We start from the raw sequence: 17016 nt of genomic DNA on the forward strand, positions 1-17016 counted from the left end.
TGTCTTTTTAAATACAATTTAGAAAATCTTGCCTTCCCATTCGTTAACAGGCATGGCATCAAAATCATAATTTGCGATCTCAGCAGCTTTTGTCACAAACGCATGACCAGGGACTGACATCATGATATTCAAGTGACCTGGCTTTTCCTTCAGGATAATGACTGGCTTCTTTTGGGCACCCGCATAGCCGATTTCCCAAGCAGTCCCAGGATCGACGTCATCATCACCATAGAAATCTGCCATCGCTACGATCACATCAGCATCATGTAATTGGGAACGGTCACTTTCAAAAACCACGTCACCCCATTCTTTTGAACCGAATTCGTATGCATCATATTGATGACGGAAGGGGCTAAAAAAACCGGCAACCGTTGGATTTGCTTCCAAGGCCGCTTCTAAACGTTCCAGACGATCAATTTGTTCGTCATCAAAGAATGGCCCTGCCAAGTAAATGTGCTTCATGGTAAGTAATTTCCTATCTTATTTATGATAAGTCTAATTTTACAGGATTTTCAATGATAAATCAAAAAGCCTTGTAAAAAATAACAAGGCTCACTTTATTTAAATTTAATTAGAATAACAAACGGAAAATTTCTTCGAACATGAAGCCTACCAACCCGGCGCTAGGAACGGTAATAATCCAAGCCATCACGATATTCTTCAATGTTCCCCATTTTACTGACTTAATGTCATCAGATGCGCCAGTACCAGCTATGGCAGACGTCACGGTATGTGTCGTCGAAATGGGCGCTTTGATGAAATAAGCTGTAATGAACAGGACACTCGATGAAACCAACTCGGCCACGAACCCCTTTTGAGGACTCAAAATCGTAATCTTGCTACCAAGTGTGTGAATGATTCGTTGACCACCAAAAATGGTCCCTAGGGAGATAGCAATCGCACACATCACGATGATTTCTACTGGAATTGCTTCCGTTTTACTAGTGACGCCAAAGAAACCAACTGGGGCTGAAGCCATAAAAATCAATCCCATTGACTTCTGCGCGTCTTGCAATCCATGCCCCAAAGCTAAGGCTGATGAAGTAAAGATTTGCAAAATCTTGAAACCTTTATCTTGCGCTTGCTTTTCAATTTTAGCAGCCTGCAAGAGCTTGTTTAGGATAACCATGATAATCAAAGCCAACGAAAAACCGACAATCGGTGACAAAATCATCGGATCGATTACCTTTTCAATCACCTTGTGGACATTGATTTGCACCCCTGAACCTGATAGTTGTGAGGCTAAACCAGCACCAACTAGGCCACCGACAATGGCATGCGTTGATGATGAAGGTAGTCCAAACCACCAAGTCAGGAGGTTCCAGCTAATTGCACCCAGCAAGGCAGCAATCACAATAAACAATTGGTGCATTGGTTGGATTGCTGACATATCGACGATATCCTTGGCAATAACAGACGCGACGGCCGTTCCCAGCACCGCTCCGACCAGATTACACACTGCAGCGATGGTAATTGCCGTCCGCGCCTTCAATGCACCCGTAGTGATTGAGGTTGCGATTGCGTTTGATGCATCGTGGAAGCCATTCACACCATCGAAAATCAACGCAAAAATAATTACCATCACGGCTAAAATATAGATTTCCATTATCTACTCCTAAAAGTAAATTCGAGACCATTTTTGATCCAGAAATATTTTATGTATCATGACCAATTTCATGACAATAATTGCATATGTTGTATACCGGTTCTTTACACAACCATAATATTGTATCAAGAAAACAAGAAATAAAAAACCGTTTTACAAGTTTCTGTTGCCCGAAAACGCCGATATTATAAATATCATAAAAAAACACACCACAATTAGGATTGTGATGTGTTTTATTCATGAACTATGATGACAGCTTAGAAGCTGTACTTGTTACCTTCAACATGAATGTAACGAGATTCCAAACCTTCTTCTTCAAGGAATTCGCGCAAAGGCTTCAACTCTTGTGCTTCGTACTTTTCCTTGTAGGCTGCAACTGTCTCTTCATCGTACAAGTTAGTATCAACCTTCAAAGTTTCAACTGGGATTGGACGATCCTTAGTGATCTTCGCATCGATCAACACTGTACGACCTTGCTTGTAGAATTCAACGGCCTTGGCAAAGACATCATCCAATTCTGAGATCTCGTGTACCGTCAAACCAACAGCCCCTTGGGCTTCAGCAATCTTAGCGTAGTCTACGTCACCAAAGTCAACACCGAAGTTGTAAGTATTTGTATCCTCATACTTATTCTTGATGAAACCATATTCAGTATTCGTGAAGACAACGTTGATAACTGGTAGGTTGTAACGCACGTTAGTCACAACGTCTTGCATGGTCATGGCAAATGCACCATCACCGATGATGTTCCAAACTTGACGATCTGGGAACGTGTTCTTGGCACCAATTCCACCAGGAATAGCAATTCCCATCGTGGCGAACAATGGTGACGTACGCCACTTGTTCTTTGGTGTCATGTGCAAATGACGAATTGACAATTGGGTAACGTCACCGACATCAGTTGAGAAGATTGCATCTTCGTCAGCATACTTGTTGATTGCGTTGTACACTTGGTAAGCTTGCAAAGGACCTTCTGTCTTTTGCTCCAACTTATCCATGTAGGCACGCCAGTTCGCAACGTTCTTCACGTTGGCGTTCCACCATGCTGATTCTTCAACAGCATCAACACCGGCCAAGATAGCTTCAACAGCTGTACCAGCATCGCCAAGGATGGCTACATCAGCATCATGACGCTTACCAAGCATTGCTGGGTTAGTGTCAATTTGAATCAACTTTTCGATGTTACGGAATGTCTTTTCAACTTCAACGAATGGGAAGTTTGAACCAACAAACAAAACCGTATCAGCTTCAAGAACCGCTTCATTGGCTGGCTTCCAACCAACACGGAAAGTTGAACCAGTAAAGGCTTCAAAGTCCCACTCGAACGTCTCGAAGTTCTTACCAGTCGTGATGATTGGTGCCTTCACCTTGCGAGCCAACTCTTGAACAAGTGGTCCATGACCCATTGTTCCGATTCCAGCGTAGATGACTGGACGCTTTGCATTGTTCAAAATTTCAACTGCGGCTGCAATTTCGTCTTCTTCCAGTGCAGGGGCCTTATACTCGTGGAAGCTATGACCTGATGAATAGAAATCATCTTCGTCAATTTGCGCAAAACCAAAGTCGGCTGGCACTTCAAGAACGGCCACACCACGCTTAGCGATAGCCGTACGAATAGCATCGTCAACCAAGTGTGGTAATGACTCAGCCGTTGCAACACGACGGTTGTATACGGCAATGCTTTCATACATTGGGTTTTGGTTCAATTCTTGGAATGAGTCCATGTTCAATTCACGTACTGACTTTGATCCCAAAATGGCCAAAACTGGTGTGTTGTCCATTGCAGCATCGTAAAGTCCGTTGATCAAGTGCGTTGCACCTGGACCCCCAGAACCAACAGTAACGGCGATGTTACCACCGAACTTACGTTGCATGACGGCTGCCATGGCACCCACTTCTTCGTGCTTAACTTGCACGAACTTAATATTATTTTCAGGGTTACCCATTGAGTCCATAAATCCACTCAATGTTCCAGATGGAATACCATAAACGGTATCAACACCCCAACCTTCCATAACTTTTAACGCAGCTAATCCAACATTAATTTTGCGTCCCACGATTTTGTACCCCTCTCTGATTTATGAAAACGCTTTCCGCTTTCGCTTACATTGTACATTTTATCTAATTTGCACACTAAATACAAGTAAAAATTAGATAAATACGCCATTTTAAGCGCTAACAATTAGGGCAATGATCATTAGTTCAAAAAAAGACACATCCGGGCCGACCGAATGTGTCTGAAAATGCTCATATTAACTAACTACGGGCAACCATTGAAGATACTTTTGCGTGACGAGCAATATACGCCGCCTGCGAACCAATGGAATCCCAGAAGCCCTGCTTTGAGTGGGCCCCCACGATAATCAAATCAGCTCCGACTTCCGGTGCGATCTGGTTAACCAATACTTCACCAGCCTTGGCACCATCCGCAAAAATGGTCCGAACATTCTTAGCACCCTGTGACTCAGCATATGCTTTATAGCGTGCTAAATTAGCTTCAAATTCTTTACGCTTAGCGATCACTGCCCCCAGGTTTAAAGCATCGATCGTTGATAAGTCACCCATTTCAAGGATAGTTGTAATCGTCAATTGTGCATCATCTTCTGACGCTTGGTGAATCGCATTTGCTAAGGCAAAATAACCTTGCTCAGATTCATCAACCCCCACCAAGATATGCTTGTATTGTGTTGGTTCAATATTTAAGTTCAATTCAGACATCTCATATTCCCCCTTTAGAATATACCGATAATCAATTTGATGTTCAAATAAGTTAGGACCGTAAAGACGATCCACCCGATAATGGTCATCCACTTGGCATTCACGAATTCACCCATCATCTTCTTTGACGATGTGAAGTAAATCAACGGTGCCATTGAGAATGGTAGTGCCACTGATAGGAACACTTGCGAGAAGATTAGGAGTTCATCCAATTTTGCTTCTGAACCGCCATACAATAAAGTAAATGTCACCACTGGTGCCAAAGCAAACCCACGTGTTAAGATACGTTGCGCCCACATCGGCATCTTTAAGTGCAAGAAGCCACTCATGATGACTTCACCAGTTAAGGTACCCGTGATGGTTGAGTTTTGACCAGAAGCCAATAAAGCAACCGCAAATAAAGTCGACAAGATTGGTGAGGCGACCGCCCCAGCAATCGTGCTATCACTAAGCGCGCGATACATGTTGCCAAAAGTTCCAACTGAGTCAGCATGCCCGAAAAACAAGGCCGCCCCCAAAACCAATAACAATGAGTTAATAACAAAAGCCAATGATAGTTGAATCGTTGAATCCCACGCCATCAACTTAACGGATTCCCGCAATTCTGACTTATTTTCATGATCAATATTACGCGTTTGGACGATTGATGAATGTAAGTACAAATTATGTGGCATCACTGTGGCACCCACAATTCCTAGGGCCATCGTTAATTGCGATGAACTCGCCCCCTGCGGAATATGTGTATCCAGTGTTTGTAAGGCTGGTAAGTACCCACCAAAAATGGCCACCAAATTAGGATTTGACAACGCAACTAAATAACCGAAGATGACTAAAATGGTTAGAATCAAGGTCATCACGATGGCCTCGATCTTGCGGAAACCAAACTTCATTAAACCAAGCAATAAAATAACGTCAAGCGCCGTTGTCAAAACAGACGCGATCATTGACCAGCCAAAGAGTAAGTGCAAAGCAATCGCACCACCGATAACTTCGGCGATATCTGTAGCCATCAGGGCTAATTCAGTAATCACCCATAAAATGATGCCACCAACCTTGTTTGTATGTTTACGCGTCGCCTGCGCCAAATCTTGTTGTTTCACCATCCCCAGCTTACCAGCCATGTATTGCAACATCATGGCAACCAGCGAGGACAATAGCACAATAGAAAGGAGTGAATAATGGTATTGGGCACCACCACTAACTGAGGTAACCCAGTTACCTGGATCCATGTACCCAACAGCGACGAGCGCCCCGGGACCTGAAAAAGCTATCAATTTGCGCCAAAAACTACCTGTCTTTGGTACTTCGATTGAACCATTGACATCGCCAAGGCTCTTCTCTTCGACATTTGCTGCCCCTGCTGGGCGAGCTGCATTAGAATTCGTCATTCAAATATCTCCTTTGATTTCTCTCGGGCAAAAAGATCGAATTACGCCTTATCAGCCTACATATTAACTATTCACTTGTGATGCAAATCCAGGTCAGTTGAGCCTGGCAAAACGCTTGCCTGATTCTAAGTGAGTATGTAACACATACTTTGACAAGTGCTAAATAAATTTCATAAAGACTGTCATACAACTTGGCTGTTATAAGCTTATGAAAAATACTTAACTCGGCTATTTCTGCCTTAGTATACCTTTATATTACTTAAGGTTCATTAAAGCGTCAACTACTTTAATGCACCTTTGCATAGACGATGAGCGGTGTTTTCGCCTGATTAAAAAGCAGGTATCGAGCAAACATCACATGCAATCGCTTCCAATTAAAATATCTCAAAATGATTAACTTATTTTCTCACGCTAGATTCCTACCGGTAGCGCATCTCCATCCCGATCAAAGTCATAACGAACGCTGGCAGTTACTGCCACAAGCGCATAAAACAAAACTGGCCGGTAAAATTCCGGTGTAATACCGAAAGCTTACCGACCAGTTCACCGTTAACACGCTACCCCAATCTTATGGATAACACAATGTGATGGGCCTATGTCATCGATCGTTTCTGTGTCGTCTGATCAGCTTATGAAAACAGGACAAGGACATAAACATAGCAGACCTGTATCATGAATCCCCAAATCGCGTGGCCTAATAATTCTGAAAAGTGTTCAGCTAGGGGCTGATTTTTGATTGGTGGCACCGTATGCATCGTTGGCAGAATAATCAGATGAAAAATTGCCCAGATAAACACACCATACAAGCTCCCCTGTCCTAGGCTGACAAAAGAGAACTGCGCGCTCGCAATAATATAGACAAAACTGAAGAAGATGGAAAACCCAAAATGCATTAGTAGTGATATATATTGCACACGTTGCCCGGAAAACAGGAAATAACGGTGTGTAAATCGCTCCGAAAAGCCGATTTGTTGTAAGAGATGCTGTGGTGGGTTCGTTTCATTTCGTTCAGGCGTTCTTGGCGGTAATAGGATTTCCCAGCCTAATTTAAAGAATCCTGACGCTAGCCCACCAAGTAATCCAGCGATTAGTAATATTAGCATAACAAGCTCCTTTTTAGAATTATTATATCATTTAAATGATAACCCAACCCCCTGGAAGCTTATTTAACACCTAATAACATTTTGGCATAGGGCGTCATCATATCCTTATGCCACCGGGGCGTCCAAACTACCCGAAACGCAACGAGTTCAATCGCACTGCTCGCTAAAACGGCGCGTCGAATCCGTTTTTCTAACAAATCAGTCAACGGACAACCCAGCATTGTCCAAGTAAGTGTAATGATGGCCTGCTGATTGACCACTTCAATATTATAAATCAGGCCCAAAGCTACGATGTCACACCGTAACTCAGGATCTTCAACCGTGGCTAACCTGGCCGCTATTTCTGCTCTTAATAACATGCAATCACCCGACTGAACCGGTCATTTCAAAACTCATTAACCGATTGAGTTCCACTGCGTATTCCATGGGTAGCTCCTTAATGAAGGGTTCCGCAAACCCCATGATAATCATAGCGGTCGTATCCCGCTCACTAATACCCCGTGACATACAATACTGTAATTGGCTTTCCGATAATTTCGACACCTTTGCCTCATGCTCCAAAGTTACTAATCCATTTTCAATACGATTGTATGGTAGCGTATCAGCCGCTGAAAGATCGTCCATTAGGATCGTGTCACACTCGATGTGCGCAAAGGAACCCGCTGCATCTTTGCCAAATCTGACATCGCCTCGATAATCAGTCCGCCCACCGTTGTGTGCGATCGATTTTGAAATAATGGATGAGGTCGTCTGCGGGGCATTATGAATCATCCGGGCGCCAGAATCCAATTGAATCCCCGCCCCCGCAACAGCAATCGACAACATCGTCCCCCGGGCACCCCGACCTTGCAAATAAACCGATGGGTATTTCATGGTCACTTTTGAGCCAAAATTACCATCGATCCATTCCATGGTGGCATTTTCATAGGCATACGCCCGTTTCGTTTCTAGGGAATAGACATTCTTTGACCAATTTTGAATGGTCGTATAGCGCGCATAGGCATGGGCTTTAACAATCACTTCTACCACGGCCGCATGCATCGCCTCACCCGAGTACATAGGGGCCGAACAACCTTCGACATACTCCACATGTGCTCCCTCCTCGACGATGATGAGCGTCCGTTCAAACTGTCCCTCATTCGCGCGGTTAATCCGAAAATACGATTGGATCGGCACCTTGACTTCAACCCCTTTAGGTACATAGATGAAGGTGCCTCCAGACCAAACAGCACCATTCAAAGCTGTAAAAAAATTATCATTTGGACCAACTAAACTTCCAAAATATGCCCGCACCAACTCAGGATATTCCTGAACGGCTGTATCCATATCAGTAAAAATGATCCCTAACTGTTCAAATTCTTTTTTTAACCGGTGATACACAACCTCCGATTCAAACTGTGCCGATGAACCCGCCAACCAGCGTCGTTCAGCTTCTGGTACGCCTAATCTTTCAAATGTCGTTTTTAACGTGGTAGGCACATCTGCCCAATCACGATAACGCTCAGCCGTTGGCTTATTGTAATAGTAGATTTTATCAAAATCAATTTTGGATAAATCTGGTCCATAGGTTGGTAAAGTTGCTTGGCGATAAATGTTATAGGCCTCTAAGCGCAACGCTAACATCCAAGCAGGTTCATTTTTGGCTGCTGAAATCTGTCGCACGATGCTCTCATTTAACCCCTGTCCCGTTGAAATAACCGGGTCGACATCATCGGCATAATTCAAAGCGTCATGACTAACCTCAGTTTCAAGAATGGCTTGGGTGTCGGCTAAAGCTTTGGCCCGTTCAATTTCTGCCATGGTGCACCTCTTTTTCTTCATCTAATAAATCGCGCATCACGTGCCATGGTTGAGTGGCACAAGGCAGGCGCGCCGGGAATTGTTGGACACCAGCAAGCAACACCGTCTCACCTAAGCCGTCTTGCACAACGGTGTCGCCACGAACCAACTGCAAAAATTGATCGATTAAGGCACGTCCTTCAGACACCGAATGCTGTACAAGTAGATCAGACATCATGGATGCACTCGCTTGATGAATCGCACACCCCTGACCAACCCAACCAATCTCAGCAATCAACCCCGTTTCAGCACGCAATACATTAATGACAATGCGATCACCACAACTGGCATTGGCGCCTTGTCCCATCCCGGTACGCTTGGCTAATTCACCATAATGATGGGGATGTTGGCTGTATTCAACGAGCACTTGGCGATATAACAGATCTAAATTTGAAAGGGCCATCGGTTACCTCCGAAAATAAACAATAATTTCATCTAATGCCACTAAAAAACGGTGGACCTCAGCGAGCGTGTTGTAGGGTGCTAAGCTGACCCTGACCGTCCCCGTATTCGTCAGGCCCAGCGCATGCATCAAGGGTTGCGCACAGTGATGCCCTGCACGTACAGCAATGCCTAGTTGATCTAGGGCCGTTGCGACATCGTGGGGATGCACACCAGCCAGGTTAAAGGAAATAATTGGGCTACCTGAGACACCATAAGTAGTCACGGCCACCCGGTGCGCGAGACCTGCAAGTAAGGCTTGCGCTAGGCGTAGGACATGTTGTTGTAAGCCCACCTGATCTAACGTCTGTAGCCACGTGATCACCGCGGCCAATCCAACCGCACCGCCAACATTTGGCGTCCCCGCCTCCAAACGTTCTGGTAATGGTAACCACTCGGCGGTCGTATTAGTGACTAGCGCTACCATGCCACCACCGATCAAGGCCGGTTCAATTTGATTTAGCAAGGCGGGTTTCCCGTAGAGCACCCCGATGCCCATTGGACCATACAGTTTGTGCCCAGAAAACACAAGATAATCAACATCTAATGCGACAACATCTATCGTCATATGCACTATCGCTTGGGCGGCATCAGCCACCACCACCGCACCAACTTGATGGGCCATGGCACTCACTCGACGCATATCAATCGTTGTACCAGTCACGTTGGACATCATAGTGAGGGCCACGATCTTTGTTTGCGGTACCAGCTTATCTTCAAACGCTGCCCAGTCGAATGCATTGCTTGGTGTCAACCCAATGACAACTAGTTTAGCCCCGGTTTGTTGGGCGAGTCGTTGCCAGGGCAAAAAATTGGCATGGTGTTCAAATACCGAGACGATAATTTCATCTGTCTCGGTGAGCTGTTGCGCAAAACTCTGAGCCACCCAGTTCAATCCTTCAGTACTGCCTTTTGTGAAAATGACGTCAGTTGCCGTTGGTGCATGAATAAAATCAGCCACCGTCTGCCGGGCCTGATCGTATAATTCCGTGGACCGGGTACCTAAAGTGTGCACACCCCGGTGGACATTGGCCTTATTATTTGAGTAATAGTTGGTCACCGCATCAATAGCTACTTGTGGTGATTGGGCCGTGGCTGCGTTATCAAAATAGATCAAGGGTTCGTCATTAATTGGTTGGTCTAACCCTGGAAAGGCCGCGCGAAAAGAATTTAGTTCATCTTGATGCACTTGTTTCACCCGACATCGCCTCCTCTAGTTCAGTAAATACCTTTTGTTGCATGGTTGTTGATAAACTGACCAATGCCGGGGCCATAAATCCCCTTGTCACCAGCTGTTGCGCCAAATTCATGGCAATCCCGCGACTTAACAGATACAGCAACTGCGTTTGATTCACCTGACCAACTGAGGCTGCATGCCCCGCTAAGACGTCATTTTCATCAATCAACAGGATCGGATCGACACTGCCTGTGGCGGTTTCGTCTAACATCAGTAAGCGTGATGTTTGCTGGGCATCGGCACCCACGGCACCCGCAAATATCTGACCAACACTCTTAAAATCAACGTGACTACGAGCCATGACTAACCCCCGTTGCTCAATATATCCGCGCGTGTGGCGACCGTTATTCTGCATTTTGGTCACAATCGTCTTATGGTTAGTCGCATGTGCGACCGTGACAACGGCTAAAAATGCCTGGGCGCCTTCGCCGGTGACCATCATCTCCAAATGAATGGTACGACTGCCGGTAGCCAATGATAATACCACCATGTGCACCACTTGCTGTGGTCGGGTCACTACTACCTTAACTGTGGCCACCAGCGAGGCCACATGCGCTTGATCTTCAATGATTAAAGTGACGTCATCGATTGATTCCAGTACGATCGTCATGTCACCGGCGATTAAGCGTCGGTGTAACACTTGCTGTGTCATTCGTACACCTCGTCCGTTAAGGTCACCTCAAGACCTAATGCATCACGGAGTTTAGCATAGCCTGTTTTTTCGAGGTCCTTCGCTAGTTGGGCACCCCCGGTGGTCACGATGCGACCATCCATCATAATGTGCACGAAATCTGGTGTAATGTAATCTAACAATCGCTGATAATGCGTGATCATTAAGGCTCCAAATGCCGTTGACCGCATTGCATTGACACCTTTAGCCACCACTTTTAATGCATCGATATCGAGGCCTGAATCAATTTCATCTAAAATTGCAAACTCGGGTTGTAGCATCATCAGTTGGAGAATCTCATTACGTTTCTTCTCGCCACCCGAGAAGCCCTCGTTTAAATAACGCGTCGTCATATCACCGGCCATATCTAAAAAAGCACTCACCTCCGCTAATTTATCTAAATATGTCTTGATACCAATTTGTTGATCGGCTGGTCGGCGGGCATTGATGGCTGCACGAATAAACTCGGCATTCGTGACACCGGGGACTTCCACGGGATACTGCATGGCCAAGAACAAACCAGCACGGGCGCGGGCATCGATGGTCAACTCACTAATGTCCTGCCCATTTAACCAAATCGTGCCCTGCGTAATTTCATAATTTGGAAATCCCATCACCACATTGGCAAGGGTCGATTTACCAGTACCATTTGGGCCCATAATTGCATGGATTTCACCCGTATTGATGGTTAAATTAATGCCTTTAAGGATCGGTTGGCCCGCAACCGTCGCATGCAAATCAATAATTTTTAATTGCCCCATAATTTCTCCTAACCGCATTTAGCGACCAATATCTTCATGCCGCATCGCACTAAGTTCATTTTTATCTTGCGTGTCACTTAACCCGCCATCCTGGACAGCCACGTAATCGTCCTGCCACAACACTATTTGATCTTGCATCAGTGAGGCTGCAACATCAATCATGCGTTGATTACTTGAGCCACGAAAACGTAGCGTTAAATCCATTAATGCTTGCACAAACCGGCCATCGACGACGACGTCAATTTCATGCAGCAAGGCGATTTTGTCGGCCGTTTCTTCTTGCAATTCTTCCCAGGTATACCCAGTCCATGTCCAAATATCTTTCGTATGTCCAAACTCAGCCCGCACTCGTCGCGCTAATCGCAGGGTCACACCCGTATTTAAAAACGGTTCACCACCTAAAAGTGTCAACCCCTGGACATAGGGCTGCCGCAGATCCGCGATAATTTGTTCTTCCAAGGCTGCTGAATACGGTTCTCCATATTGGAATTTTTGCGCCACCACGTTATAACAGCCAGGACACAAAAACTTACAACCAGATACATATAGTGAACAGCGAACGCCCGGGCCATCTACCATTACAAAGGGTTTATAATCGGCGACACGATCTAGTGATAGATCTGCTGATCGCCACTCTTGTGGTTCAGGATTCTGTATCCCAGAGGTTGATTTCGTAACCATCTTGCACCTCCTGGGTGGTCATATTTTTTTGACGGGCCGCAATTTCGGCATGCCGGCCATGAATCATTGGCCGTTGTTGCGGATTTCCCAGGTAACCACAGGTGCGCTTGACCACATCACATGTTTTAGGGTTATGATTACCACATTCTGGACATCTAAACCCACGTGCCGTTGGTTTAAAATCACCTTCAAACCCACACTCATAACATTTATCAATTGGCGTATTCGTCCCCAAATAACCGATATGGTCATATGCAAAATCCCAGACAGCTTCCAATGCTGCTGGATTTTGTCGCAGATTGGGATACTCACAATAATGAATAAAACCACCCGATGCATAATGTGGATAGGCTTCCTCAAATAAAATTTTTTCAAAGGGATTCGGATGTTTACGCACATCATAATGAAATGAATTAGTGTAATAATCTTTATCTGTCACATCTGGAATGACGCCATAACGGGCTTTATCTAAACGACAGAACTTATCCGTCAATGACTCGGCTGGTGTTGAATAAAGTGAATAATGATAGCCATCTTCCGCCTCCCATGCCTGGCAAGCTGCATGCATGCGACGTACAATTTCTACCGTAAATGCATGCGCCGTGGCATTATGTTCCCAATTTGGACCATAAAATAAGGTGCCCACTTCATATAGGCCAATGTATCCCAGTGAAATTGTCGCCCGCCCCTTAGCAAATAGTTGATCCACCGCGTCAGTGTCTTGGAGCTTATGACCAAAGGCACCATTTTGATATAACACGGGAGCGTTTTCGGGCATCGCTTCTTTCGTACGCGCTAATTTCATTTTTAATGCCTTTTTAGCTAAAGCTAGGCGATCAACAAAAATTTCCCAAAATAAATCCTGATTGCCATGGGCTTGAATGGCAATACGGGGCAAATTCACTGTCACCACCCCTAAATTCATCCGCCCAGAATTGATTTCCTCGCCATTAGCATCACGCCACGCTTGGAGAAATGAACGGCAACCCATAGGTGCTTTGAACGAACCGGTGATTTCAACGATCTTGTCATAGTTCAAAACATCCGGATACATCCGTTTGGCTGAACATTCAATCGCAAGCCGTTTGATATCATAATTGGGTTCAGTTGGTTGCATATTGAGACCACGCTTTAAGGTGTAGACCAGCTTAGGAAAGATGGCCGTCCGATGATCAGGTCCGATACCTTTAATGCGAATTTTTAAAATGGCGATTTGAATCTCACGTTCCAACCAACTGGTACCCAGTCCGAATCCCAAAGTCACAAATGGTGTCTGTCCTTGTGCTGACGATAACGTATTGATTTCATATTCTAAGCCCTGCATGGCATCATAAATATCTTTACGTGTTTGTTTCTGGGCATATTGAACTCGTTGTTCAGCAGGCACCCACTGGTTAGCATCCACTAAATGCTTTTGATAATTCATGGCGGCATATGGTGCTAAAACCTGATCGACACGATTAGCGGATGTCCCACCATATTGGGAAGAAGCGACGTTAGCAATAATCTGCGCCATTTGCGCGGTTGCCGTTTGGATTGACTTTGGTGATTCAACCTGGGCATTCCCTAGTTGATAGCCATGCGCCAACATATAATCAAAATCGACCAAACAACAATTGGTCATTGGTGACAACGGCGTATAATCCAGGTCGTGCCAATGCAAATCACCCCGAATGTGGGCTTTGGCAACTGTTTCCGGTAGCAAGCGTAACCCCGCTGATTTACCAACCATCCCCGCTGTCATATCACGTTGGGTATTAAACACCCGTGAATCTTTATTCGCATTTTCATGCAGCACCGCCGCGTCTTGAGTTGAAAAGGCGGATAACTTGTTCTCGAGGTTAAGCGCTTGGCGCCAGACCTCACCCTCTAATTTTTGAATCGTTGCATACCGTTCAGCAGCTTTTGGTGCCAACTCTTGCAACTGCGCGTAAACCACAGCATCGATCTCGCGGGTCGTGATTTGCGCTGAACTTGTGATGTTTTCAACTGCCGTTAAGATTTGTTGTTGATCTCTCCCAACGACACCTAATTGCTCCAAGATTAACTGCACCTTGTAACGCCGAAACGGCACCAATTCACCAGACTTCTTCTCTATCAACATCATGCACACCCTCTTGTCATTAATTACAAAAGTAACTTTACGTTATATTTATAGGATTTAGTATACGCTGTTCGGCGTCGTGAAATTCTTCTAATTTATGAAGGTTTTGTGAATTATATCGCAGACTACTGCTGCCCTGAAACGCACAAAAAAACCTGTCTGGCGAAGGCCACACAGGTTTTTTTGAAGGTATTTAATTATGCTAAACCACGGATTTTGTCCAAACGAAAACCAGTCCAGGCATCAGTCGCACCATTATCAATCTTGATCACTGGCGCTTGCATGTAGCCTTCTTGCTTCAACATTTCGGCATATTCTGGTTCGTTATCGATGTTAATTTCATCGTAAGTCACACCCATTTGGTCGAATTGCTTCATCGTCATCATGCACTGAACACAACCGTTCTTGTGGTAAACCGTCACGTGTGAGCCCGTTCCTGGGGTAATAATTGCTGCCATATCTGATATCTCCAATTTCTAGTTGACACTTCATTATCACTTACAAAATGTAAACTCTTATTAATGATTGTCACTAGTATACCACTAATTTAAATAACATTCTGTTACATTTTTTTGACAGGTTATGACACATAAAAAACGTTTGCACGCATCTGTACAAACGTTTTTTCAATTAACGCGTCACTAGCGTCGTCAAGGCACTCACCAATACCCATAACATATAAGCGCTGAACAACCAGTGCATTGCTGTAAAGAGTTTTGGGAATGGTCGCAATAAACTATGCCCGGTCGTGTACACCATAGCTGGCACAATCATCACCATCGCAAACACTTGCAAACCTAACAGCCATGAATGAACGATTGGTAACGGTAAGATTAAGGCTTCAATCATAGCTTGGCCTCCAATTTCACATCAGGATACTTGTCAGCGAACCAGCGTTCAGCGAACATATTTTCAAACAAGAATACTGGTTGCCCAGCACGATCTCGGACTAACAAATTACGTGATGAGGCCATCTTTGGATCCAATTGTTCTGGTACAATCCAACGTGCGATTTTTGAACCCATCGGCTCAAGGACGACGTCGGTATTATATTCATTCTCCATCCGGAACTGGAAAACTTCAAATTGCAATTGCCCCACGGCACCCAAAATATAATCGCCAGAATCCCAGGCAGTATACATTTGAATCGTACCTTCTTGGACTAACTGCTCGACACCTTTGTGGAATGACTTTTGCTTTAGCACATTTTTAGCGTGCACCCGCATGAATAGTTCCGGGGTAAAGGTTGGTAACTCTTCAAATTCGATCTTCTTTTTACCAGCAAAAATCGTATCACCAATTTGGAAATTACCGGTGTCATACAAGCCAATAATATCACCCGGTACAGCATTTTGAACATTTTCACGAGTATCCGCCATGAATTGGGTCACATTTGATAGGCGGACCTTTTTACCAGTACGGGCCAAGGTAACGTCCATACCACGTTCAAATTCACCAGAAACCACACGGACAAAGGCAATCCGATCACGATGATTTGGGTTCATATTAGCTTGAATCTTGAAAATAAAGCCAGAAAAGTCAGCATTGGTGGGCGCAATTTCCGTCTTTTCAACTGTTTTCTTCGCTTGTGGGGCTGGTGCATAGGTCAAATAGGTCTGTAGGAATGTTTCGATACCAAACCCAGCTAAGGCCGAACCAAAGAAGACTGGGGTCAATTTACCATTCATGATGGCTTCTTCATCGAATTGATTACCAGCGTCTTTTAGCAACTCCACTTCTTCCAAGGTTTCCTGCCACAAACCATTTGCTTGCAATGGATTGGGTTCAGCCAAATCACCATCGGCACCCAATGCCAAGAAGCGCTCTGTGGCCGATGCGGGCCGATAGACTTCGACGTTGTTGTGATACAAATCATACAACCCCGCCAAGATTTGTCCGGAACCAATGGGCCAATTCATTGGGTAAGCTTGAATACCCAAGACTGATTCCAACTCGTCAACCAAGTCAATGGCTTCCCGACCATCACGGTCCAACTTGTTGAAAAAGGTGAAGATGGGGATGTGGCGCTCTTTAACAATTTCAAATAACTTTTTTGTTTGGGGCTCAATACCTTTAGCCGAATCCACCACCATGATGACTGAATCGACCGCCATCAACGTCCGGTAGGTGTCTTCAGAGAAATCCTCGTGCCCAGGTGTATCCAAAATATTGATCCGCTTACCATCAAAATCAAATTGCAGAACTGATGACGTCACTGAGATACCACGCTTTTGCTCAATCTCCATCCAGTCTGACTTGGCAAAGTTACCTTGCCGTCCCTTAACCGTGCCAGCTTCTCGCACCACGCCACCAAGCAATAACATTTGCTCAGTAATAGTCGTCTTACCAGCGTCCGGGTGGGAAATAATGGCAAATGTTCGGCGGGTATTAATTTGTTCTTCTAAACTTGCCATATACCTATTATTCGTAGCAATTTGCCACGAATACTCCTAATCTATCCTATATTC

General features: G+C 45.0%; 17 protein-coding genes. All 17 read right to left on the reverse strand.

Going from position 1 to position 17016, the window contains the following annotated elements; genetic code table 11:
* Positions 1-18 precede the first annotated feature (18 nt).
* Positions 19-462: a nucleoside 2-deoxyribosyltransferase gene (locus WSWS_RS05270; protein ID WP_070230304.1), complete on the reverse strand. Its 444-nt coding sequence runs from the start codon at positions 460-462 to the stop codon at positions 19-21.
* Positions 463-571: 109 nt separating this feature from the next.
* Positions 572-1606, reverse strand: coding sequence for an inorganic phosphate transporter (locus WSWS_RS05275; protein WP_070230305.1), 1035 nt, complete (start codon positions 1604-1606; stop codon positions 572-574).
* A 257-nt stretch (positions 1607-1863) separates the two neighbouring features.
* Positions 1864-3666 carry a pyruvate oxidase gene (gene spxB, locus WSWS_RS05280; protein ID WP_114981156.1) on the reverse strand — a complete coding sequence of 601 codons (1803 nt, stop codon included), beginning with the start codon at positions 3664-3666 and terminating at the stop codon, positions 1864-1866.
* A gap of 196 nt (positions 3667-3862) precedes the next feature.
* Complete coding sequence (locus tag WSWS_RS05285) at positions 3863-4324, reverse strand: universal stress protein (protein WP_070230306.1); 462 nt, start codon at positions 4322-4324, stop codon at positions 3863-3865.
* A 14-nt stretch (positions 4325-4338) separates the two neighbouring features.
* Complete coding sequence (locus WSWS_RS05290) at positions 4339-5712, reverse strand: Nramp family divalent metal transporter (protein ID WP_070230307.1); 1374 nt, start codon at positions 5710-5712, stop codon at positions 4339-4341.
* Positions 5713-6341: 629 nt separating this feature from the next.
* Positions 6342-6815, reverse strand: coding sequence for a DUF1440 domain-containing protein (locus WSWS_RS05295; RefSeq protein WP_070230308.1), 474 nt, complete (start codon positions 6813-6815; stop codon positions 6342-6344).
* Between the two features lie 59 nt (positions 6816-6874).
* On the reverse strand, positions 6875-7174 hold the full coding sequence (locus WSWS_RS05300) for a metal-sulfur cluster assembly factor (RefSeq protein ID WP_070230309.1): 300 nt from the start codon (positions 7172-7174) through the stop codon (positions 6875-6877).
* A gap of 4 nt (positions 7175-7178) precedes the next feature.
* Positions 7179-8615 (reverse strand): Fe-S cluster assembly protein SufB, encoded by a 1437-nt coding sequence (gene sufB / locus WSWS_RS05305; RefSeq protein WP_070230310.1) that lies wholly within the window; start codon positions 8613-8615, stop codon positions 7179-7181.
* Positions 8602-9057 carry a Fe-S cluster assembly sulfur transfer protein SufU gene (gene sufU, locus WSWS_RS05310; protein WP_070230311.1) on the reverse strand — a complete coding sequence of 152 codons (456 nt, stop codon included), beginning with the start codon at positions 9055-9057 and terminating at the stop codon, positions 8602-8604. The genes sufB and sufU overlap by 14 nt, the downstream gene beginning before the upstream one ends.
* A gap of 3 nt (positions 9058-9060) precedes the next feature.
* Entirely contained in the window at positions 9061-10293 is a 1233-nt protein-coding gene (locus tag WSWS_RS05315) for an aminotransferase class V-fold PLP-dependent enzyme (RefSeq protein WP_236151064.1), read from the reverse strand.
* Entirely contained in the window at positions 10271-10984 is a 714-nt protein-coding gene (locus WSWS_RS05320; protein WP_070230312.1) for a SufD family Fe-S cluster assembly protein, read from the reverse strand. The genes WSWS_RS05315 and WSWS_RS05320 overlap by 23 nt, the downstream gene beginning before the upstream one ends.
* Positions 10981-11763, reverse strand: a complete 783-nt coding sequence (sufC, locus tag WSWS_RS05325; RefSeq protein WP_070230313.1) for a Fe-S cluster assembly ATPase SufC — start codon at positions 11761-11763, stop codon at positions 10981-10983. Before sufC ends, WSWS_RS05320 begins: the two co-directional genes overlap by 4 nt.
* A gap of 18 nt (positions 11764-11781) precedes the next feature.
* Positions 11782-12444: an anaerobic ribonucleoside-triphosphate reductase activating protein gene (gene nrdG / locus WSWS_RS05330; protein ID WP_114981158.1), complete on the reverse strand. Its 663-nt coding sequence runs from the start codon at positions 12442-12444 to the stop codon at positions 11782-11784.
* On the reverse strand, positions 12407-14551 hold the full coding sequence (gene nrdD / locus WSWS_RS05335; RefSeq protein WP_070230314.1) for an anaerobic ribonucleoside-triphosphate reductase: 2145 nt from the start codon (positions 14549-14551) through the stop codon (positions 12407-12409). The genes nrdG and nrdD overlap by 38 nt, the downstream gene beginning before the upstream one ends.
* Before the next feature lie 194 nt (positions 14552-14745).
* Entirely contained in the window at positions 14746-15006 is a 261-nt protein-coding gene (locus WSWS_RS05340) for a glutaredoxin domain-containing protein (RefSeq protein WP_070230315.1), read from the reverse strand.
* 172 nt (positions 15007-15178) lie between these two features.
* Positions 15179-15397: a hypothetical protein gene (locus WSWS_RS05345; RefSeq protein WP_070230316.1), complete on the reverse strand. Its 219-nt coding sequence runs from the start codon at positions 15395-15397 to the stop codon at positions 15179-15181.
* Positions 15394-16962, reverse strand: a complete 1569-nt coding sequence (locus WSWS_RS05350; RefSeq protein WP_070230317.1) for a peptide chain release factor 3 — start codon at positions 16960-16962, stop codon at positions 15394-15396. Before WSWS_RS05350 ends, WSWS_RS05345 begins: the two co-directional genes overlap by 4 nt.
* Between the last annotated feature and the right edge of the window lie 54 nt (positions 16963-17016).

Source organism: Weissella soli, from assembly GCF_001761545.1.
Lineage (GTDB): Bacteria > Bacillota > Bacilli > Lactobacillales > Lactobacillaceae > Weissella > Weissella soli.